Source organism: Sorangium sp. So ce726, from assembly GCF_051521405.1.
Taxonomy (GTDB): domain Bacteria; phylum Myxococcota_A; class Polyangia; order Polyangiales; family Polyangiaceae; genus Sorangium.
Window position 1 is genome coordinate 8,311,693 of sequence record NZ_CP150349.1, and the last position, 21,785, is coordinate 8,333,477.

The window sequence follows — 21,785 nt, forward strand, 5'->3', positions numbered from 1 at the left end:
AGTGTAGCGAGTTGAGCCGCAACGCGGCGCTGGCGCCCCGGTTTTCAAAGAAATTCCTATGCCCGATAGTCCACGCTACCGCGTGCTGGAGGTGCTGCACCAAGGAGCAGATACCCTCCTCTATCGCGCGCGGCGTGAGGAGGACGGCCGACCGGTGGTGCTCAAGGCCCTGCGGCGCGACCACGCAAGCCCCCGCGCCCTCGGCCGGCTCCAGCACGAGCTCGCGGTCGCCAGAGCGCTCGATTCACCCGTCGTCATCAGGGCCTACGGCATCGAGCCGTTCCGCGACCAGATGACCCTGGTCCTCGAGGACTTCGGCGGCCGCTCGCTCGACCGGCTGCTCGATGGCGACGGGCCGATGCCCCTCGAGCGCTTCTTCCCCCTCGCCCTCCGCCTCACCGACGCGCTCGCCGAGCTGCACCGGCACCGCATCATCCACAAGGACATCAAACCCCAGAACCTGCTCTACAACCCCGATACCGGCGAGCTGAAGATCACCGATCTCGGCATCGCCTCCCTCGCGCCCCGCGAGGCCCAGGAGCTCGCGCACGACGGGCTCATCGAGGGCACGCTCGCCTACATGGCGCCAGAGCAGACGGGCCGTATGAACCGCCGCGTCGACGAGCGGACCGACCTGTACTCCCTCGGCGTCGTCTTCCACGAGATGCTGACTGGCGCCCTGCCCTTCCAGGCCAGCGACCCCGTCGAGTGGGTCTATTGCCACATCGCCCAGGCGCCGCGGCCGCCGCACGCGCTCGTCTCCTCGATTCCCCCGCTCCTGTCGGCGGTCGTCCTCAAGCTGCTCTCCAAGGCCGCCGAGGAGCGTTATCAGAGCGCCCTCGGCCTGCGCCACGACCTCGACGCGTGCTTCGCAAGGTGGCAGGCGAGCGGATCGATTCAACCCTTCCCGCTCGGCGGGCGCGATCTCTCGGACCGGTTCCAGGTCCCGCAGCGGCTCTACGGCCGCGAGCGCGAGGTGGAGGCGCTGCTCGCCGTGTTCGAGCGGGTGGTCGCGGACGGCCGGCCAGAGCTCGTCCTCGTCTCGGGCTATTCGGGCATCGGCAAGTCCTCGCTCGTCGCCGAGCTGCACAGGCCCGTCGTGCGCGAGCGCGGCTTCTTCCTCTCGGGCAAGTTCGAGCAATTCAAGCGCGATATCCCTTACCACGCCTTTCTCCAGGCGTTCCGGGCGCTCTTGCGGGAGCTCCTGGGCGCGAGCGAGGAGCAGCTCGAGCGCTGGAGGCAGCGCCTCCGTGAGGCCCTCGGCCAGGACGGCGCACTGCTCACCGACGTGCTCCCCGAGCTCGCCCTGCTCCTCGGCCCGCAGCCGCCGGTGCCCGAGCTCCCGCCCACCGAGGCCCAGAGCCGGCTGCTCGCCACGCTCCAGCGCTTCGTCGCCGCCTGCGCCCGGAAGGAGCACCCCATCGCGCTCTTCCTCGATGATCTCCAGTGGGCCGACGCGGCCAGCCTCCTCTTGCTCGAGCAGCTCGCCACCTATACTGGCTCCGAGCACCTCCTGCTGATCGGCGCCTACCGCGACAACGAGGTCGGCCCCGCGCACCCGCTCCGGCTCACCTTGGCCGAGGTGCAGAAGCGCGGCGCCGCCGTCTCCGAGCTCGTCCTCGCGCCGCTCTCCGCCGCCCACGTCGGGGCGCTCGTCGCCGAGGCGGTCCACGCGCCCGAAGCGCACGTCGAGCCGCTCTCGCAGCTCGTCTACGAGAAGACCGGCGGCAACCCCTTCTTCGCGCTCCAGTTCCTCATCGCCCTGCATGACGAGGGGCTCATCACCTTCGACGCAGGCGAGGGCGCATGGCGGTGGGACATCGCCGCCATCCGCGACAAGGGCTTCACCGACAACGTCGTCGAGCTGATGGCCGGCAAGCTCAAGCGGCTCTCGGCCCCGACGCACGACGCGCTCAAGCTCGCCGCGTGCCTCGGCAACAGCCTGGACCTCGAACCCCTCGCAGTGGTCGCGGGCCGTCCGGCGGAGGAGCTCCGCGACGCGCTCGAGGAGGCCGTGCGGGAGGGGCTGCTGCTCCGCCGGGGCTCTGGCTATCGCTTCCTCCATGACCGGGTGCAGCAAGCCGCGTATTCGCTCATCCCGGCAGGGCAGCTGGCCGAGATGCACCTCCGGATCGGCCAGCTGCTCCTGAAGGCGCGGCGCGCGGAGGAGCCCGACGAGGCGCTCTTCGATGTCGTCGGCCACCTCAACCGCGGCGCCGCGCTCCTCCGTTCTCAGGCCGAGCGCGACGAGCTCGCCGCGCTGAACCTCCGGGCTGGCAGGAAGGCCAAGGCCGCCGCGGCCTTTCAGTCCGCCGCCGCGCTCTTCGCCGCGGGCCTCTCCCTGCTCGCGCAGGCCTCTTGGGACGCGCAGCACGCGCTGACCTACGACCTGACGCTCGAGCGCGCGCACGTCGCGTACATCACCGGCGGCTTCGACGAGGCCGAGCGGCTCCTCGAAGAGCTCATGGAGCGCGCGAGGACCAGGACCGAGACGGCCGCCGCCGTCGAGCTCATCGTTACGCTCTGTATGATCCGCGGGCAATCCGCCCGCGCCGTGGAGATCGGCCTCTCGTGGCTCCGCACCTGCGACATCGATCTTCCGCGCCTCCCCACGGACACACAGCTCGAAGAGGAGACGAAGGGCGTCTGGCAGGCCCTGGGCGACCGGGCGATCGAGGACCTGATTCACCTGCCCCCCATGACCGACCGGGAGATCAAGCTCACGATGGGTGTGCTGGAGGGCGCGGGCATCGCTGCGTCCTTCATGACCCCAAACCTGTTCTTTCTCACCTTCCTGCGCATGGTCCAGCTCAGCCTGCGCCACGGCAACGCCGAGAGCTCCGCCGTCGCGTACACGGCCTTCGCGAGGATGTTCGGCCCGAGGTTCGGTCGATACAAGGAGGCCTATCGGTTCGCCAAGCTCGGCCATGACCTGGCGCAGAGGAGCGGCCTCCTCACCACGAAATCGATGGTGTTCGCCACCTTCGGACACCACGTCGCCTTCTGGACACGCCACTACAGAGAGACGTATCCGTACGGGCGCGCCAGCTTCAGCGCCGCGGTCGAGTCCGGTGTCCTGAGCATGGCGTGCTTCAGCTGCATGTGGGACGCGCTGTTCCACCTGCTCTCTGGCGAGGCGCTCGAGGACGTGCTCCGCGAGGTCGACGAGCGCCTCGGCTTCGTGCGCAGCGCGGGTTTTGCGTTCGCGCACGGCGTCCTCCTCAGCGCCCGCGCCATGATCCAGGCGCTGCGAGGGAGGCCGGCCCGCTTTGCGATGCTCGACGGCTCCGAGCTGGATACGGCGGCCTTCGAGGCGCGGCTGAAGGCGGGAGAGCTGGAGACAACGGACGAATTGTACTACAGCTTGAAGGCGCAAGCGCTCTTCGTGCTCGGCTCTCCCGGCGAGGCGCTCGCGGCGGCGACCCGCGTCGTCACCGAGCAACCCTTCTGGAACCAGCCGCACGCGCTCATGGCCGAGAGCTTCTATTACCTCGCGCTCTCGCTCGCGGCCCTCTTCAACGCACCGCACGCGGAGCGGGACTCCCCGCCAGAGGAGCTCCCCGAGCGGCTGCCCGAACAGTTGATCGAGTGCGAGCGGCAGCTCGGCGCGTGGGCCAGGAGCGGCCCCGACAACTTCCTCCACAAACACGCCCTGGTCCGCGCCGAGATCGCGCGGCTCCGCGGGCAGGACCTGGAGGCCATCGGGCTCTACGAGCAGGCCATCTCCTCGGCGCACGAGGGCGGCTTCGTCCAGCACGAGGCCATCGCCTGCGAGCTCGCCGCCCGGCTCTACCGCGACCGCGGCCTGTCCACGCCCGCCGACGCTTACCTCCAGAAGGCCCGCGCCGCCTACTTCCGCTGGGGCGCCCACGCCAAGGTCGATCAGCTCGACCAGCGGTATCCCTTCCTCGTCGAGCGAAAGCCGATCGCACCCACCGTCACCTTCGCCGTCCGCGCCGAGCAGTTCGACGTCCTCTCCGTCGTCAAGGCCTCTCAGAGCATCTCCGGAGAGCTCCAGCTCCAGCGCCTGCTCGACATGCTCCTGCGCACGATGGTCGAGCACGCGGGCGCCGAGCAGGGGTGCGTCCTCCTGGTCCGGGGTGAACGCCTGTGGAGCGCGGCGATCGAGACGCCGAGGGGCGCGGTGCGGATGCGCGACGCCGGCGAGGCCCCTTCGGCCGCGCTGCCGCAATCCATTCTCAACTACGTTCGCCGCAGCCACGAGCGCGTGCTGCTCGACGACGCCTCCGCCAGACACCCGTTCTCGGAGGACGAGTATTTCACGCGGAAGCGGCCGAGATCGGTGCTGTGCCTCCCGATCGTGCGCCAGGCGCGGCTGCTCGGCCTGCTCTACCTGGAGAACAACCTCGTCACCGGCGCCTTCACCCCAGGGCGGCTCACCGTGCTCGAGCTGCTCGCCTCGCAATCGGCCATCTCGCTCGAGAACGCCATGCTCTATACCGATATCGAGCAGGAGAACGCCGAGCGGCGCCGGGCGGAGCGGGAGCTCCGCGAGAGCCAGGCCACGCTCCAGGCCATCGTCGACAACTCCGCCGCGGCCATCTTCCTCAAGGATCGCGACGGCCGGTATCTGCTCGTCAACCGCCAGGCGAGCAACGTCGCCGGCCTGCCGAGCCATCGGCTCCTCGGAAAGAGCGACGCCGAGCTCTTGCCTGCCGCGGTCGCCGAGATCATCGGCGCTCACGATCGACGAGTGCTGGAGGCAGGCGAGCCGATGGAGTGGGAGGAGGACCTGCCGCAGGAGGACGGGATGCACACCTTCCTGTCGCTCAAATTCCCTCTCGGCGAGGAGGTCATGCCCGGCGTGCTCTGCGGCATCTCCACCGACATCACCGAGCGCAAGCGGGCCGAGATGGCCGAGCGCTTCCTCGCCGAGGCGAGCCGCAAGCTCATGGCCCTCGGCTACGGCGCCACACTCGAGAGCGTCGCGGAGCTCGCCGTGCCCGAGCTGGCCGACCGGTGCGTCATCGACGTGGAGCTCCCCAACGGCGCCGCCGGGCGCACGGTCACCGCCGGGATGCCGGCCGAGCTCGCAGGCGCGGTGACGGACGCGCTGCGGGCCCTGGCAGCGAGCTCGCCGGACCGCCCCGAGGTGGGCGACGTCCGCGCCGCGCCCGTCCTGGAGTCGCTCGGCGTTCACTCCTTCCTCCGGGTCCCGCTCCTCGCGCGCGACCGGCGCTTCGGGATCATGACCCTGCTGGCGACCGCGCCCCGGCGCCGGTTCGGCCCCGCCGACCTGTGGCTCGGCGAGGAGCTCGGGCTCCGTGCGGCGCTCGCGCTCGACAATACCCGCCTGTTCGCCGAGGCCCAGGAGGCGATCGAGCGCCGGAACGAGTTCCTCCTCGTCGCGTCGCACGAGCTCAAGACACCGCTCACCTCGCTGACGATGCAGGCCCACCTCCTCGCCCGGCTCCTGCCCCGCTTCCAGCGCTCGGAGATCGCCCCGGAGCGCATCGACGCCGCGATCCAGCTCCTCAACCGACAGATCGCGCGCCTCGCCCACCTGGTCAACGAGCTGCTCGACGTCACCCGCCTGAACGCCGGCCGGCTCACCCTCGCGCGCGCGCCCCTCGACCTGACGGCCCTGACGCGCGAGGCCGTCGAGCGAATGAGACAGCAGCTCGCGGACGCCCGCTGCCGCATCCAGCTCGATCTGGACGAGCCCGTGATCGGGGACTGGGATGCTTCTCGCATGGAGCAGGTCCTCATCAACCTCCTGTCCAACGCGCTCAAGTACGGCGCGGGGGCCCCCATTCACGTCGTCGTGCGCGGCCTGGAAGGCCGCGCGCTGCTCGTCGTCCGCGACCACGGCATTGGCATCGCGGAGACCGACCAGGCCAGGATCTTCGAGCGCTTCGAGCGGGCCGTCTCCGTCCGCAACTTCGGCGGCCTCGGCCTCGGCCTCTACATCGTTCGGTGGATCGTCACCTCCCACGGGGGCACCATCCGCGTCGAGAGCACGCCAGGCGCGGGCGCTGCGTTCATCGTCGAGCTGCCTTTGCATGCGGCGGCGACAGAGACGGACGGCCAGGGCGCCCTGCTCCCGCAGGCGTAGGAGCGCGCTCCCTGGTCGGCTGCCCGGCAATCTCGCGCGCATCGCGGCCCACCCGAGCCTGAACCTCGCCCCCCACGGGCTCCTCCGTTGTGAACGGATGCCGAGGTTGCGCGGTCGCCTCGTCGACGACCACCTCGGTCTCGGTCCAGCGCCCTTCGGGCGCGGAGCGGCTCACGAACACGGAGCGCTCCGGCGAGGAGAGATCGTCGCGGTTCCATGCCGTGATCGAGGCCGAGGGAGAGGCCCTGTAGGACTCCCTACTCCACCGCCAAGACACCACGTGTCAGCTGCCGTACCGTGAACGCCATTCCATTGGATCACCTCCGTGAGGGGCTGTCCACGTACGACGCTCCGCGGCGGTCCGACGGCTCCCGCGCTGGATGACGGATGACGGAGGCGCGACACGCGACGGACGAGCCCGCGAGATGGCGCCGCCGTTTGCTCGTGACGAGGCGCGGCGCTTTTGGCAGTGTACCGGGTTGAATGGCAACACGCCGCCGGCGCTCCGGATTTCAAAGATCCTCCTATGCTCGATAGTCCACGTTACCGCGTGCTGGAGGTGCTGCACCAAGGTGCGGACACCATCCTCTACCGCGCGCGGCGCGAGGAGGACGGCCGGCCGGTGGTGCTCAAGGCCCTGCGGCGCGATCACGCGAGCCCCCGCGCCCTCAGCCGGCTCCAGCACGAGCTCGAGGTCGCCAGGGCCCTGAAGTCGCCCGTCGTCGTCCAGGCCTACGGGATCGAGCCGTTCCGCGACCAGATGACCCTGGTCCTCGAGGACTTCGGCGGCCACTCGCTCGACCGGCTGCTCGATGGCGATGGGCCGATGCGCCCGATGTCGATCGAACGCTTCTTCCCCCTCGCCCTCCGCCTCGCCGGCGCGCTCGCCGAGATGCACCGGCGGCACGTCATCCACAAGGACATCAAGCCCCAGAACCTGCTCTACAACCCCGACACCGACGAGCTGAAGATCACCGATCTCGGCATCGCCTCCCTCTCCCCCCGCGAGGCCCAGGAGCTCGCCCACGACGGGCTCATCGAGGGCACGCTCGCCTACATGGCGCCGGAGCAAACGGGCCGCATGAACCGCTGGGTCGACGAGCGGACCGACCTGTACTCCCTCGGCGTCACCTTCTACGAGATGCTGACTGGCACCCTGCCCTTCCACGCCAGCGACCCCGTCGAGTGGGTCTATTGCCACATCGCCCAGGCGCCGCAGCCGCCGCACACGCTCGTCCCATCGATTCCCCCGCAGCTCTCCGCCGTCGTCCTCAAGCTGCTCTCCAAGGCCGCCGAGGAGCGTTACCAGAGCGCCCTCGGCCTGCGCCACGATCTCGACACCTGCTCTTCCCAGCTGCGCCAGAGCGGCGCCATCGAGGCCTTCCCGCTCGGACAGCGCGACGTCTCCGACCGATTCCAGATCCCGCAGCGGCTCTATGGCCGCGAGCGCGAGCTCAAGGCCCTGATCGCCGCGTTCGAGCGGGCGGTCGCGAACGGCCGGCCAGAGCTCGTCCTCGTCTCGGGCTATTCGGGCATCGGCAAGTCGTCGCTCGTCGCCGAGCTGCACGGGCCCATCGTGCGCGAGCGCGGCTTCTTCCTCTCCGGAAAGTTCGATCAGCTCAGGCGCGACGTCCCCTACCGCGCCCTCCTTCAGGCCTTCCGCGGGCTCGTGCAGGAGATCCTCAGCGCGAGCGAGGAGCAGGTCGAGCGCTGGCGAGAGCGCCTCCGCGAGGCCCTCGGCGCGAGCGGCGGGCTGCTCACCGACATGCTCCCCGAGCTCGCCCTGCTCCTCGGCCCGCAGCCCCCCGTGCCCGAGCTCCCGCCCGCCGAGGCCCAGAGCCGGCTGCTCACCACACTCCAGCGCTTCGTCGCGGCCTGCGCCCGGAAAGAGCACCCCGTCGCGCTCTTTCTCGACGACCTGCAATGGGCCGACGCCGGCAGCCTCCTGCTCCTCGAGCAGCTCGCCACCCTGGCCGGCGACGCCCACCTCCTGCTGATAGGCGCTTATCGCGACAACGAGGTCGGCCCCGCGCACCCGCTCCAGCTCGCGCTGGCCGAGGTGCAGAAGCGCGGCGCCGCCGTCGGCGACATCGTCCTCGCGCCGCTCTCCGTCGCCCACGTCGGGGCGCTCGTCGCCGAGGCGGTCCATGCGCCCGAAGCGCAGGTCGAGCCGCTCTCACGGCTGGTTTACGAGAAGACCGGCGGCAACCCCTTCTTCGTGCTCCAGTTCCTCATCGCCCTGCACGAAGAGGGGCTCATCACGTTCGACACCGACGCGGGCGCATGGCGGTGGGACATCGCCGCCATCCGCGACAAGGGCTTCACCGACAACGTCGTCGAGCTGATGGCCGGCAAGCTGGAGCGGCTCCCCGTCGCCACGCGCGACGCGCTCAAGCTCGCCGCGTGCCTCGGCGGCAGCGTGGACCTCGGCACCCTGGCGGTCGTCGCGCGCCGCCCGGCGGAGGGGCTCCGCGAGGCGCTCGAAGAGGCCGTGCGGGAGGGGCTGCTGCTCCGCCGGGACAGCGCCTATCGATTCCTCCACGACCGGGTGCAGCAAGCCGCTTATTCGCTCATCCCGGCCGGACAGCTCGCCGAGGTGCACCTCTGCATCGGCCAGCTGCTCTTGAAGGCGCAGCGCGCCGACGAGCGCGAGGACGCGCTCTTCGATATCGCCGGCCACCTCAACCGCGGCGCCACGCTCCTCCGTTCGCAGGCCGAGCGCGACGAGCTCGCCGCGCTGAACCTCCGGGCTGGCAGGAAGGCCAAAGCCGCCGCGGCCTTTCAATCCGCCGCCGCGCTCTTCGCCGCCGGCCTGGCCCTCCTCGCGCAAGATCCCCGCGAGCGCTGGGAGACTCGGTACGATCTGACCTACGACCTGAGCCTCGAGCGCGCGCACGCCGCCTACGCCATCGGCAGCTTCGAGGAGGCCGAGCGGCTGCTCGACGAGCTCATGGCGCGCGCGAGGACCAACATCGAACGCGCCGCCGTCGTCGAGCTCGCCGTCGCGCAGAGCGTCACCCGCGGGCAGTGCGCCCGCGCCGTCGAGCTCGGGCTCTCGTGCCTCCGCACCTGGGACATCGAGCTGTCGCTCCCCGTCACCGACGCGCAGGTCAAGGAAGAGACCGAGGGCGTCTGGCAGGCGCTGGGCGACCGGAAGATCGAGGCGCTGGTCGACCTGCCGCCCATGGATCACCCCGAGATCAAGGTCGCGATGCGCATCCTGCTCGGCGTGATGATCCCCGCCTACTTCGTGGATCTGAAGCTGCACTATCTGCTCCTCGTGCGCATGGTGAAGCTCAGCTTGCGCCACGGCAACGCGGAGAGCTCCGCCCAGGCGTACACCGCCTTCGCGCGCATGGTCGGCCCGCTGGTCGGGCGTTATCGTGAGGCGTACCTGTTCGGGAAGCTCGGCTACGACCTCGCGGACAGGGGCCACACCCTCGCCACGAAGGGCGCGGTGTTCACCCTGTTCGGGCAGCAGATCGTCTTCTGGACGCGCCACTACCGGGAGTCGGGCTTCTATGCGCGCCGCGGCTTCAACGCCGCGGTGGAGGGCGGCGACTGGAACAACGCATGTTACAACTGCATCTGGGCAGCAATGTTCCCGGTGCTCTCCGGCGAGCCGCTGGAGGACGCCCTCCACCTGACGGAAGACCGCCTCGCCTTCGTGCGCAAGGCCGGCTACGCGTTCGTCTATGACGTCCTCCTCGGCGCACGGCACCTCATCCAGACGCTGCGCGGGCGGCCGGTCCATTACGCGATGCTGGATGGCGCCGAGCTGGATCAGGCGGCCTTCGAGGCGCGGCTCGGCCAGGAGGGCGGCGGCGTCCCTGGATGCTTCCACTTCAGCATGAAGGCGCAGGCGACGTTCGTCCTCGGCGCTCACCGGGAGACGGTCGCGGCGACGGCCCGTGTGGTCGTCGATTACGACTGGAAGATGGACACGAACGCGCTGTACGCCGAGTGCTTCTACTATCGCGCGCTCGCGCTGGCCGCGCTCGTCGACGCCGACGAGGACCGCGCGGCGGCGCCGTCGCCCCGCCCGGAGCTCCCGGACGGGCTGCTCGACTGCGAGCGGCAGCTCGGCGAGTGGGCCGCGAGCGGCCCCGACAACTTCCTCCACAAACACGCCCTGGTCCGCGCCGAGATCGCGCGGCTCCGCGGGCAGGACCTGGAGGCCATCGGGCTCTACGAACAGGCCATCTCCTCGGCGCGCGAGGGCGGCTTCGTCCAGCACGAGGCCATCGCCTGCGAGCTCGCCGCCCGGCTCTACCGCGACCGCGGCCTATCCACGCCTGCAGACGCTTACCTCCAGAAGGCCCGCGCCGCCTACTTCCGCTGGGGCGCCCACGCCAAGGTCGATCAGCTCGACCAGCGGTATCCCTTCCTCGTCGAGCGAAAGCCGATCGCCCCCACCGTCACCTTCGCCGTACGCGCCGAGCAGTTCGACGTCCTCTCCGTCGTCAAGGCCTCTCAAAGCATCTCCGGTGAGCTCAAGCTCCCGCGCCTGCTCGAGATGCTCCTGCGCATCGTGGTCGAGCACGCGGGCGCTGGAGAAGGATACGTGCTCCTGGTCCGGGAAGATCGCCTGTCGACCGCGGCGGCGATCGCCGCGTCCGGGGGCGCCGCGCGGCTGCTCGACGCGCGCGAGGCGGCGGCGGACGCGCTGCCGCAATCCATTCTCAACTATGTTCGCCGCAGCCACGAGCGCGTGCTGCTCGACGACGCCTCCGCCAGACACCCGTTCTCGGAGGACGAGTATTTCACGCGGAAGCGGCCGAGATCGGTGCTGTGCCTCCCGATCGTGCGGCAAGCGCGGCTGCTCGGCCTGCTCTACCTGGAGAACAAGCTGGTGGCCGGCGCGTTCACCCCGGGGCGGCTCACCGTGCTCGAGCTGCTCGCCTCGCAGTCGGCCATCTCGCTCGAGAACGCCATGCTCTATACCGATATCGAGCAGGAGAACGCCGAGCGGCGCCGGGCGGAGCGCGAGCTCCGCGGAAGCCAGGCCACGCTGCAGGCCATCGTCGACAACTCCGCTGCGACCATCTACCTCAAGGATCGCGAGGGCCGGCACCTGCTCGCGAACCGCGAGGTGGGCCGCCTCCTGGGCATGCCGCCCGCTCAGATCATCGGCAAGACGACCGCCGAGCTCTTCCCTTCCACGGACCTCGAGATCATCGCTGACAACGACCGGCGGGTGCTCGACTCGGGCGAGCCGCTCGAGTTCGAGGAGGTGGTGATGATGGAGGACGGGCCGCACACCTACCTGTCGCTCAAGTTCCCGCTCGGCGAGAACGTCATGCCCGGCGTGCTCTGCGGCATCTCCACCGACATCACAGAGCGCAAGCGCGCCGAGCTCGCCGAGCGCTTCCTCGCCGAGGCGAGCCGCAAGCTCATGGCCCTTGGCTACGGCGCCACCCTCGAGAGCGTCGCGCAGCTCGCCGTGCCCGAGCTGGCCGACCAGTGCGTCATCGACGTGGATCTCGCCCAGGACGCCCCGGGGCGGACGGTCACCGCGGTCACCGCAGGCGTGCCTGCCGACCTGGCAGGCGCGGTGCTGGACGCGCTGCAGCCCCTGGCAGCGACCTCGTCGGACCGCGCCGAGGTGGGTGACATCCGCGCTGCGCCCCTCCTGGAGTCGCTCGGCGTTCATTCCTTCCTCCGCATCCCGCTCCTCGCGCGCGACCGGCGCTTCGGCGTCATGACCCTGCTGGCGGCCGCCCCCCGGCGCCGTTACCGCCCCGCCGACCTGTGGCTCGCCCAGGAGCTCGGGAGCCGCGCCGCGCTCGCCCTCGACAACAGCCGTCTGTTCGCCGAGGCCCAGGTGGCGATCGAGCGCCGCGACGAGTTCCTCCTCGTCGCATCCCACGAGCTCAAGACGCCGCTCACCTCGCTCAAGATGCAGGCCCACCTCCTCGCCCGCCTCCTGCCCCGCTTCCAGCGCGCCGAGGTCGCTCCGGAGCGCGTCGACGCCGCCATCCAGGTCCTCAACCGCCAGATCGCGCGCCTCGCCCACCTGATCAACGAGCTGCTCGACGTCACCCGCCTGAACGCCGGCCGGCTCACCCTCGCGCGCGCGCCCGTCGATCTGGCGGCACTTACGCGCGAGGTCGTCGAGCGGATGCACCAGCAGCTCGACGACGCCCGCTGCCGCACCGAGCTCGATCTGGAAGGCCCCGTGGTGGGCAGCTGGGATGCGACGCGCATGGAGCAGGTCCTCATCAACCTCCTGTCCAACGCGCTCAAGTACGGCGCGGGCGCCCCCATTCACGTCGTCGTGCGCGGTCTGGCTGACCGCGCGCTGCTCATCGTCCGCGATCACGGCATGGGCATCGCCGAGGCCGATCAGGCCAGGATCTTCGAGCGCTTCGAGCGCGCCGTCTCCGTCCGCAACTTCGGCGGCCTCGGACTCGGCCTCTACATCGTTCGATGGATCGTCACCTCCCACGGCGGCACCATCCGTGTCGAGAGCAAGCCGGGCGCGGGCGCCACGTTCATCATCGAGCTGCCTTTGCGCGCGGCGGAGGCAGAGTCGGAGACGGACGGCCGAGCGGACCTGCTCCCACAGGCCTGATTCCGGGTCAGCGCCTCGACGCCCCGTGGATCGCCGTGATCACGGGATCGTGTCGTCGACGTAATATCCGGCGCTTCCAACCGGGACCGTCACGGCGCCTGAGCCGACGGTGAACGCCCCGTTCGGCGTGAGGTTGGCCGGGTTCTGTCCTTGCCCGATCGTCTGGTACCACGTCAGCCGGGTGATCTCTCCGCCGCCCGTGCCGATCCGCAGGTGCACGTCGCCGTTGTCATAGCGGTATCCACCGCTCACCTGGTCGCTCGAGAACCACGTCCAGGAGGAGCTCACCGGCAGCTGAAACTGCTGCGTTCCGCTCTGCGCCGGCGGCGTGCCGCTGCCGTCCGTGTGGCTGACGCTCACGCCCTTCTTGCCGAGGTACTGCAGGCTCGCCGTGGTCACATAAAAGTACTCGGTGTTCGCCTGGTAACTGCCCACATTGCTCGCGCCGATCGCAAGGGCTCGAAAGAACGGCTGGCCGTTCGAGAACGTCGCAGTGTACAGCCGCCACGGGGTCAACATGCCAGGGTCGAGCTGCGCTTCGCTCACCGAGTCGACCTGCTCGTCTCCTGGTTGCTCTATCCGCTCGGCGACGATGCAGCCCGACGCCGCCAGCATCGCGAAGACCGCCGTCCCTAGCTGCACCAACATGCTCTGCGCTTGCATAACAGCCGAACCTCTCTATGGCCTTCCACGGCCCAGATCCGCTGGGGAGCCGGCGATTCTGGGCAACCTGCCGAACCGACGTAATCGAAGTAACCGGCGTAGACAATTGAAAGGATCGTCCGCGAGCTTTACCTCAAGCTCGAGACCGAAATGGCGACAGGCGCATGACGGTGGTACGTTCCGGGGACTGACGGGATCGATCGAGCACCATGATCCCGCTGGCGCGCAGCGGCCTTTGGTCGACACAAGTCGACACAAGTCAACACAGCTCGGCACGAATTCACGGGACCGCCAGCGCCGAGCGCTGGGTCGCCGGAATCAGCGGAATCAGCGGGAGACGACGTCCCTCATCCAGGGCACGTCGGGGGTCGTTTCCAGGACCGTGCCGGCCCACTCCCGGTCATCCATCCGCTCGAAGTTCTCGGTGATGGACTCGAAGTACGACGAGGCGAGCCCCACGAACGCGCGAGGCGCGCCGCCGCAGGGGTCGGCCGTCACGACCATGAGCCGCGGCAGGCCGGTGCCCACGTGGAGCACGCGGCCGACCGGCGCGCCGCCCTCGTCGGTCGGCTGGGTGTGCACGTCGGCGATCGTCGGATCCTGCTCCAGGCTCTTCATCTCGTCGAAGAAGAGCTGCCTGTACCACCCCTGGACGCCCGTGGGCCCGCCGCAACCTTCATACTGGATCTGCACGGCCTCGTTGATGAAATCGAGGTGCTCCTGGGTGAGGGGCAGGCCGGCGCGCTCGTTCGCGGCCATCTCGCCGAGCGTCCGCGCGACATCGTGAAGCTGCGAGAAGTACGCCGACACCCTCTGCCCGAGCTGCGGCGCGCTCGACAGATCGAGCGCGCCGACGATCTCGACGCCGTGCTCGGCCAGCTCGGCGATGCGCGAGAAGAACGCCGGGTACGGGTCGACGTACGCGTCCGGGAACTCGCACGTGTCCCCGCCCGTGTACGACTGCTTGGCATAGAGCAGGGTGTCGTGGCGGAGCTCGGCCCAGGAGGCGAGCTGGGTGCTCAGCAGGCGCCGGCCCCACGCCTCGGTCTTCGCCACCCCGGGCAGCCCCTCGCCGTCGCCGATCGCCCGCGCCGGCGACAGCTCCCGCAGCGCGCCGAGCCAGCGATTGTAAAGGTTCTTGCCCCAGAAGTCCCCGGGGTGCGCGTCGACGAGCACGCGCATCATGTGCAGGTCGGGCGCGTAGTCGAACTGCCCGAGCTCAGGGGCGAGCAGCTGGCCTGCCTGATCGTTGCTGAGCGCGGCGAAGCCCACGTCGAGCGGGTTCGGCATCATGCGCTTGACGGCGCCGCCCTTCACCCGGTCGAAGACCACGTTCGAGAAGACGTGGGAGTCGACGACGTACCGCTGGCCGAGCAGCGCGAAGCTCGACGAGAGGGGCATCGTGCCCTTGCCGAGGCCGTTGATCATGATGTGGCTCGAGATCCGCTGCGTGCCGTGGCCCTCCTTCACGATGACCTCGGCGATCCGCGCGTCCGGGACGCCGGCGAGGCCGGCGGCGTCGCTGAGGCCGAGGTCGGCGAGCAGGTCGTCGAGCTCCGGCAGGGTCATGTAGTCGCTCTCGCCGACGAATGCCTGGATCGCGTCGTCGATGCGCTTGTAACGAGCGACGGTCTCCGCGTCGGCCAGGGCGCGCAGCACGTACGCGCCCTCGAGGTGCCGCCTCTGGAAGCGCTGGGTGCCGTCCTGCTGGGTCTCGAGGAAGCGGAAATCCACGCGGCCGAGCCACATCATGCTGCGGAAGTAGCGCGCGAGCTCGGGGTGCAGCTCATCGAGGTAGTGGCCGCGGGGCTCGAACTGCGAGAAGTCCATGAGCCGGTCCGAGCCGAAGAGGCGGACCTCCGCCATGCCCTGGTGGGCCTCGGCGCCCGCGACGAGCTCGTCGATCGCCGCAGCGCTGGCGCCCGCGACGGGGGCGACGGGCGCGCCGTCGAGCAGCGCGAGCGCGACGGCCGTGAAGAGATCCGCGTCCGCGCGCGCCTCGGCGCCGAGCTCTGCTCCGGCCCCCTCGGCGAGCCGCGCGCGCATCTGCTTCAGCATCGTCGCGAGCTCGGGCGCGAGCGAGGCCAGCTCCACCGCCTTCAGGATCGCGTCGTACGAGCGGTGGACCGCGAACAGGATCGAGTCCGCGGACACGTAGAGCGGCAGGTCGAGCGCGTAGATGCTGCTGTATCCGTAGACGAAGGTCGGGAAGGACTTCTTGCTCGAGATGACGAAGCCATTCTCGGACAGCTTCGCGAGCTCGTCCTCGTCGAGGGCGAGCGCGGTGCCCTGGAGCAGCGAGAGGCCCGCGGCGTCCGCCGGCGCATAGGACAGGCCCGACGCGAAGGGGACGGGGTACCGCGAGGCGAAGTCCTCGGCGGTCATGCTCGCCGAAGCATCCTTCTCGGCGAGCAACGCCGTGAGCTCCGCCTGCTGCTCGGGCCCGAGCTCCGTGGAGGGCAGCTGGGTGCCGTCGGTGCCCGGCGCGGGCTGGCTCCCCTCGCCCGAACAGCCGGCGGCGAGGGCGACGAGGATCGGGACGACGTGAAGGCGAAGAAGCAGGTTGCGCATCGTGCTCCCCTTTCAAAGCGTGCCCCTCAGCCCGGGGCGCGACGGCCCCGCAAGCAAAGGTGGTGCCGTGAGCGCGGGATACGGGAACTGAGCTCTCGCAGTCGCCGCTCCCCGGGCCGGCTACCCGCGCTGGAGCGTGACCGCCCCGGTCAGCAAGAGCGACGCTAGCTCACCAAGGGTTCCGTGGTTCGAAGGAGCCGCATTCCCTCCGCACCTCATTTCACAACCTTACGGGCTCACCCGCGCTCCTCTCGCCCAGATGATCTGCCCGACACAGACGAGAGATGCGTGCTCGACAGAATCCCCCCTTCACTACCACAATCACCCTCATCGTGGTACAACCTCGCCATTGCGCGGCACGGCCCGAAGGCGGCGTGGCGCGCTCGTCGTCGCTCGGTGTAGAGCGATTGCCTGGGATACTCAAAGGGGGAGGGATAACGTCATGTCCGACCACGACAATGAGGCCCGATCCGCGGGGGGCTGCGGCGTCGTGCCTCAAGATCCGGTTGCCATCGTGTTGACCGGCGCGGGAGCGCGCGGCGCATACGAGGCCGGCTTCGTTTCCAGGCTGCTTCCCAGGCTCCAGCACAGTCGACCGACGATCCTCGTCGGCACCAGCGCTGGCGCGATCAACGCGGCCCTGCTCGCGTCGCTGGGCCACATGTCCCCGGAAGAGGCCAGCGACGAGGTCGTGAAACGCTGGCAAAATATCCACAAGGGGATGGTCCTGGGCTCCGTCTTCCGCTCCTTGCTGCGCGCAGGCCGAGAATACATCGCCGGTTTGTTGGGCATCGATGGCCCCAGCCCGATGAGCCTGCTCGACACACGGCCCCTGCTCGCCAACCTCAAAAATCGCGCCCTGATCGACTGGAACGCCGTCAACACCAACATCATCAGCGAACGTATCCATACGCTCGCGGTCGCCACCACCGAGAGCGGCTCGGGTCGAACCAAGATATTTTACCAAACACAGCAATCTACACTCCTGCAGTCCGACGAGGCGCGCGCCATCGACTACGTCAAGACCCGGCTGTCGGCGGAGCACGTGCTGGCGTCGGCCTCGATCCCGGTGCTGTTCCCTCCGACCCGGATCGGCCCGCAGGACAGCGGCCCCTTCTACGTCGACGGTGGATTGCGCCTCAACGCGCCGCTGGCGCCCGCGCAAAAGTTCGGAGCCAAGGGCATCGTCGTGGTCTCGACAGATTCCCGGTGGTACGGCACGTCCGCAGCCGTGAACCTCCGCCGGATACCGGCGATGCAAGACCACATCCTGCAGCTCCTGCGCATGATCACCTCCGATCGCATGGTCGAGGAGATTCGCACGTTGCTTGAGCAGAACATGGAAAGCTCGAGAAAGGGGACAATTCCGATCATCTTCGGTGGTCCATCAGGGCAAGACGACGTCGGCTCCGTGGCAGCGAGAGCCCTGGAGGACATCCTTCGCGGCACGCGAAGATTCAAGCGCGTCGATCTCAACCTTCTGTACTGGCTGACCTCCGTGAGCCCGTACAGCCGTCCCGACGTGCTGAGCTACGTGCTGTTCGAGCCCGAGTTCATCAACGGCGCGATACAGGCGGGCATTCAGGACGCCGAGGAGCTCATCTCAGACCACCCGAGCGAGGGCGAGCTCTGGGGTGCGCTGTGCGCGAAGTACGCGCGCAATCCAAACCAACCGCTCTACCGTGCTTGATCCCCCGGCTCCACCGCACAGAATATTCCACCCAAACTGGAACCAACATTTCTCTCTGCGGCAGGATCTGGCCCCCCTGAGCCGTGGGGCGCCCCTCGCGGGACTTCAGCAGAGGAGCCCCGCTTGACCCGCCCCTTGAAGCTCGTCCGACCGCCGCTGCCCGCCCCGAAGCGGGCCTTCGCTGGCGACGACGCGACCCTCGTGCACGCGTTCCGGCGGGGCGACCCCGGGGCGCGCGCCGCCCTCTACGACCGGTTCGCGGATCACGTCCACCGGGTGCTCTACCGGCTGCTCGGCTTCAGCCACGACCTGGCCGACCTGCACCACGACGTCTTCGTCCGCGCGCTCGGCTCGCTGCCGGGCCTGGAGGACCCGAGCGCGCTCAAGGGCTGGCTCACGATGATCGCGGTGCACGTGGCGCGATCGTCGATCACCCGCAGGAAGCGGCGCAGCTGGCTCTGGTTCCTGCCGAGCGAAGAGCTGCCCGAGGTCGAGTCCGGCGCGGCGTCGGGCGACGTGCTGGACGCCTTGCGCGCGACCTACGCGGTCCTGGACGCGCTCCCGGTGGACGAGCGGATCGCTTTTGCTCTCCGGTTCATCGACGGCATGGAGCTCACCGAGGTCGCCGCGGCGTGCGAGACCTCGCTCGCGACGATCAAGCGGCGGCTGGCCCGCGCCAGCGCCCGCTTCGAGGCCGAAGCCCGCAAGCAACCCGCGCTCGAGGCGTGGCTCGATGGAGGTACCCGGTGGGGCAATCCGAGCGCCCGCTGACCACCCTGGGCCGGCACGTGGCCGAGCTTCAGGACCGGATGCCGGCGGCGCGGCTCGATCGCGAGCGCGGGCGAGCGCGGCTGCTCGCTGCGGGGCCGGTGCCCGATACGGAGCCGGCCGGGCGGGGAGAGAGGTCCCGCCGTGAGTCTTCCTGGGCGCGGCGGCGGACGAGGCCCGGATGGCCGTTCGCGGTGCGGCTCGCCGCCTTGCTGGCGGTGGTGCCCCTGCTCGTCGCCGCGCTCGCGGTCGCGCTCGTGGCGCGCCCCCGCGCTCCGATGCGCTTCGAGCTCGGGACGGCCGATCCAGGGGCCGTCGGCGCGTGGATCGCCGCGCCCGCCATGGCGGAGCTGCCGATCCGGTTCTCCGACGGCTCGCTGCTTCGCCTCGCGCCGGGGGGGCGCGCCCGCGTCGCCTCGGTGGACGCGGACGGCGCGGAGCTCTCCCTCGAGCGAGGCGCGCTCGATCTCTCGGTCGTCCACCGCGAGGGCGCGCGCTGGACGGTGCGGGTCGGGCCGTTCCAGATCCACGTGATCGGGACGCGCTTCGAGACCCGATGGGACCCGGTGACCGAGCAGCTCATGGTCGCGCTGCACGAGGGGGCGATCACGGTCTCCGGGCCGGTCGTGGGCGAATCGCGCGCCGTCCACGCCGGCGAGCGGCTCACCATCTCGCCCGCGACGAACACCCTCGAGGTGGGCCCGATCGACGCTGCCTCTGGCCCCACATCGACGGCGATCGCGCCCGGCGCGGCTGCCCCGAGCGCGGCCGATCCCGGCGCGGCTGCCCCGAGCGCGGCCGATCCCGGCGCGATGGCCACGAGCGCGGCCGATCTCGACGCAGGCGCTCCGAGCGCGGCCGCTCCAAGCGCGGCCGCTCCAAACACACCTGCCCCGAGCGAAGCCGCTCCGGGCGCGGCTGCGCCCTCGACGAGCGCGCCTCTGGCGACCGCCCGCACCCGGGACGCCGGGACGGCCGCGCTGGAAGGGCAAGCAGGCGGCGAGGGCTCGGTCGCTCCCCTGCCCGCGCACCAAGAAACGCCGTCGTGGCGCGCCCTGGTCCTCGAGGCCAGGTACAGGGACGCCCTGGCCGCCGCGGAGAGCGAGGGCTTCGACGCGCTCTGCGACGCCGCGAGCGCGAGCGATCTGCATGCGCTCGGCGACGCGGCCCGGCTCGGCGGGAGCCCGGCGCGCGCCACCCAGGCCTTCGCCTCCCTCCGCGCCCGGTTCCCTAGCTCGCCCGAGGCCGCGTCGGCGGCGTTCATGCTGGGGAGGATCGCCCAGGACCAGAGCAAGGACCACGCGGCCGCCGCACGCTGGTTCTCCCGGTACCTGAACGAGCAGCCGGCGGGCGCGTTCGCCGCCGATGCCGCGGGGCGCCTCGTCGAGGCGGAGGACAGGCGGGGCGACGAGGCGGGCGCCCGGAGGGCGGCCGAGCAGTACCTCGCCGCTCATCCGAGCGGCTCGCACGCGGCGTACGCGAAGCACGTGCTCGCGCGCGGATCGAAGGCGGTCCCCCCCGGAGGCTCGCCTGGCAGGCCAGTCCCCTCCGGAGGCTCGCCCGGCGAGCCGGGCCCTGCCGCCGAGCCTCCGGCGCCGTGAGACGCCGCGCCGCGACGCTCCTCTCCCTCGCCTTCCTCGCCGGGGCCACGCTCGCAGCAGGGGCCGCGCTCGCGGAGGGCGCGCGCGCCGACGAGACCCGGACCGAAGCCCCCTCGACCATCGCTGTCCTCTGCGCCCCTGACGATCGCTTCGGCCTGCGGATCGTGGCCGAGATCGAGTCGCTGGGCTTCCGGGCCGAGCGCCTCGACCCCGCGGCCGAGCCGGCGTCGCGCGCGTCCCTCGAGGCCTCGGCGCGCGAGGTGGGCGCCATCGCCGCGATCCGCGCCGTCCCCTCCGAGCGCGGCGTCGAGATCTGGATCGCCGATCGGGTGACCGGCAAGACCGTCCTCCGCGAGATGGCGGACGACGGCGGCACGCCCGACCACGACGCGGCGCTCGCGCTCCGCGCGGTCGAGCTCCTGCGCGCCAGCCTCCTCGAGGCTGGCCTGCCCGCGCCCCCGCCCGGAGAGGTGCCCGCGACGCCCGAGATCCGCGAGAAGCTGCGGGTCCGCGCGCCCGCCACGCCGCCCGCGCCGGCCCAGAGGCCGTCGCCGGCGTTCCGCCTCGCGCTCGCTCCCGGTGTGCTGCTGAGCCCAGGCGGCTTCGGCGCGGCGGTCAGCATCGACGTCGGCCTCTCCTGGCTGCCGAGCGAGCACGTCGGCGCGATCGCGTTCGCCTCGATTCCGATCAGCGCCCACCAGACCGAGCGATCGCAAGGCACCGCTGAGCTCTCCGTGCTGCTCGCCGGTGGGGGCGCGCGCTTCCAGCTGGCCCCGCGCAAAAGCCCCTGGACGGCCTCGGCGGATCTCGGCTTCTCGGCCGTGTTGCTCTGGAGCACGGGGGTGGCCGCCAAAGGCTTCCGCTCGAGCGCATCGGCCGCGGTGACCGCCAGCCCCTTCGCGGGTCTGGGCCTCTCCTTCGCCCTGACCCCCACGTTCCGGCTGCGCGCCGACGCCCTCGCCAGCGTGCTCGTCCAGGGTGTCTCCGTCCGGTTCGTCGAGCAGGAGACAGCGACCTGGGGCAAACCGTTCATCCTCTCTTCAGCCGGCATCGAGCTCGATCTGTTTTTATGAGCCGCCGTCACGCGACGGAGGGACTTCACCTCTGGAGCCTGGCCTGGAGGTCGCTCGAATGAAACGATGGATGATGCTCCTCGGAGCGATGGCGGTGATGAACAGCGGATGTAACGAGATCGTCTTCAATCCCATTCAACTCGGGGGTTCGGAGAGCAACCCGGACGCCGTCGTGGCCGACGACGGCGATGAGGTGGACGACGACGAGGTGGACGCCGTGGACGACGGCGCCTCCGGCCTCCACGCCGTCGCGCAGGAGACCCCGGACGCGCTCGTCCTGTACTTCAGCAACGCTGTCGAGCAATGCGCCCAGCCCGTGATCGATCTCAAGATCGGCGTCAACTGTGACAGGGCAGGGATCTGGCAATTCATCCTGCATATTCCGCCCGAGCTCAACAAGCCAGGTCTCATCGATCTCTACACGATGCAAATCCTCTTTTCCAAATCTGTGATCCTCTCCGATTGCGGTGGAGGGGGCGGCATGGGCCCTGGCCATCGGGGCACGCTCGAGATCGTCAGCAGCGACGAGACCTCGCTGTTCGTGAAGGTGCGCGGCGCGGGCGACCAGAATTGGCCGGTCGACGGCGATTACACGGTCCAGCGCTGCGGCACATAGCTCCACGGTCGCACGACGGCTGGCCGCCAGGCTCCGGTAGAAACAGCACAGCGTGCCCGTGCGGCAGGCGCCTCAGGCGCCTGAGGATTCTCGGCGAATTCCCTCTCTTCCCCCCCGTCATCGCAGGCGAGCCGGCGCGAGGGCGCGCCGCCA

9 protein-coding genes are annotated in these 21,785 nt (G+C 70.2%); 7 read left to right on the top strand and 2 right to left on the bottom strand.

Translation table 11 applies throughout. The features are described 5' to 3' along the window. Window positions 1-58: 58 nt before the first annotated feature. Complete coding sequence (locus tag WME79_RS30660) at window positions 59-6,076, top strand: AAA family ATPase (RefSeq protein ID WP_437522046.1); 6,018 nt, start codon at window positions 59-61, stop codon at window positions 6,074-6,076. A 526-nt stretch (window positions 6,077-6,602) separates the two neighbouring features. Further along, window positions 6,603-12,650: an AAA family ATPase gene (locus WME79_RS30665; protein ID WP_437522048.1), complete on the top strand. Its 6,048-nt coding sequence runs from the start codon at window positions 6,603-6,605 to the stop codon at window positions 12,648-12,650. Window positions 12,651-12,689: 39 nt separating this feature from the next. Here the strand turns inward: WME79_RS30665 and WME79_RS30670 are convergent, their stop codons facing one another. Together WME79_RS30670 and WME79_RS30675 are read right to left on the bottom strand one after the other, a co-directional pair. Next, window positions 12,690-13,298, bottom strand: a complete 609-nt coding sequence (locus WME79_RS30670) for a hypothetical protein (protein WP_437522049.1) — start codon at window positions 13,296-13,298, stop codon at window positions 12,690-12,692. Between the two features lie 342 nt (window positions 13,299-13,640). Beyond that, window positions 13,641-15,884: a DUF3160 domain-containing protein gene (locus tag WME79_RS30675; RefSeq protein ID WP_437522051.1), complete on the bottom strand. Its 2,244-nt coding sequence runs from the start codon at window positions 15,882-15,884 to the stop codon at window positions 13,641-13,643. Between the two features lie 442 nt (window positions 15,885-16,326). On the opposite strand from WME79_RS30675, the gene WME79_RS30680 reads away from it, so the two are divergent. The 5 genes from WME79_RS30680 to WME79_RS30700 all read left to right on the top strand — a co-directional run bounded on the left by WME79_RS30680 (window position 16,327) and on the right by WME79_RS30700 (window position 21,632). Continuing rightward, on the top strand, window positions 16,327-17,574 hold the full coding sequence (locus WME79_RS30680) for a patatin-like phospholipase family protein (RefSeq protein WP_437522053.1): 1,248 nt from the start codon (window positions 16,327-16,329) through the stop codon (window positions 17,572-17,574). A 123-nt stretch (window positions 17,575-17,697) separates the two neighbouring features. Continuing rightward, window positions 17,698-18,345, top strand: coding sequence for an RNA polymerase sigma factor (locus WME79_RS30685; protein ID WP_437522055.1), 648 nt, complete (start codon window positions 17,698-17,700; stop codon window positions 18,343-18,345). Further along, complete coding sequence (locus WME79_RS30690; protein ID WP_437522057.1) at window positions 18,321-19,943, top strand: FecR domain-containing protein; 1,623 nt, start codon at window positions 18,321-18,323, stop codon at window positions 19,941-19,943. The genes WME79_RS30685 and WME79_RS30690 overlap by 25 nt, the downstream gene beginning before the upstream one ends. Further along, window positions 19,940-21,016: a hypothetical protein gene (locus WME79_RS30695; RefSeq protein ID WP_437522059.1), complete on the top strand. Its 1,077-nt coding sequence runs from the start codon at window positions 19,940-19,942 to the stop codon at window positions 21,014-21,016. The genes WME79_RS30690 and WME79_RS30695 overlap by 4 nt, the downstream gene beginning before the upstream one ends. A gap of 70 nt (window positions 21,017-21,086) precedes the next feature. Then, the gene (locus WME79_RS30700) at window positions 21,087-21,632 is read left to right on the top strand and encodes a hypothetical protein (protein ID WP_437522061.1); all 546 of its coding nucleotides are present in this window, start codon (window positions 21,087-21,089) and stop codon (window positions 21,630-21,632) included. Window positions 21,633-21,785: the final 153 nt, after the last annotated feature.

Coding starts and splice junctions, on each gene's coding strand:
- WME79_RS30660 (WP_437522046.1), top strand. CDS start 59: ATGCCCGATAGTCCACGCTACCGCGTGCTGGAGGTGCTGCACCAAGGA.
- WME79_RS30665 (WP_437522048.1), top strand. CDS start 6,603: ATGCTCGATAGTCCACGTTACCGCGTGCTGGAGGTGCTGCACCAAGGT.
- WME79_RS30670 (WP_437522049.1), bottom strand. CDS start 13,298: ATGTTGGTGCAGCTAGGGACGGCGGTCTTCGCGATGCTGGCGGCGTCG.
- WME79_RS30675 (WP_437522051.1), bottom strand. CDS start 15,884: ATGCGCAACCTGCTTCTTCGCCTTCACGTCGTCCCGATCCTCGTCGCC.
- WME79_RS30680 (WP_437522053.1), top strand. CDS start 16,327: ATGTCCGACCACGACAATGAGGCCCGATCCGCGGGGGGCTGCGGCGTC.
- WME79_RS30700 (WP_437522061.1), top strand. CDS start 21,087: ATGATGCTCCTCGGAGCGATGGCGGTGATGAACAGCGGATGTAACGAG.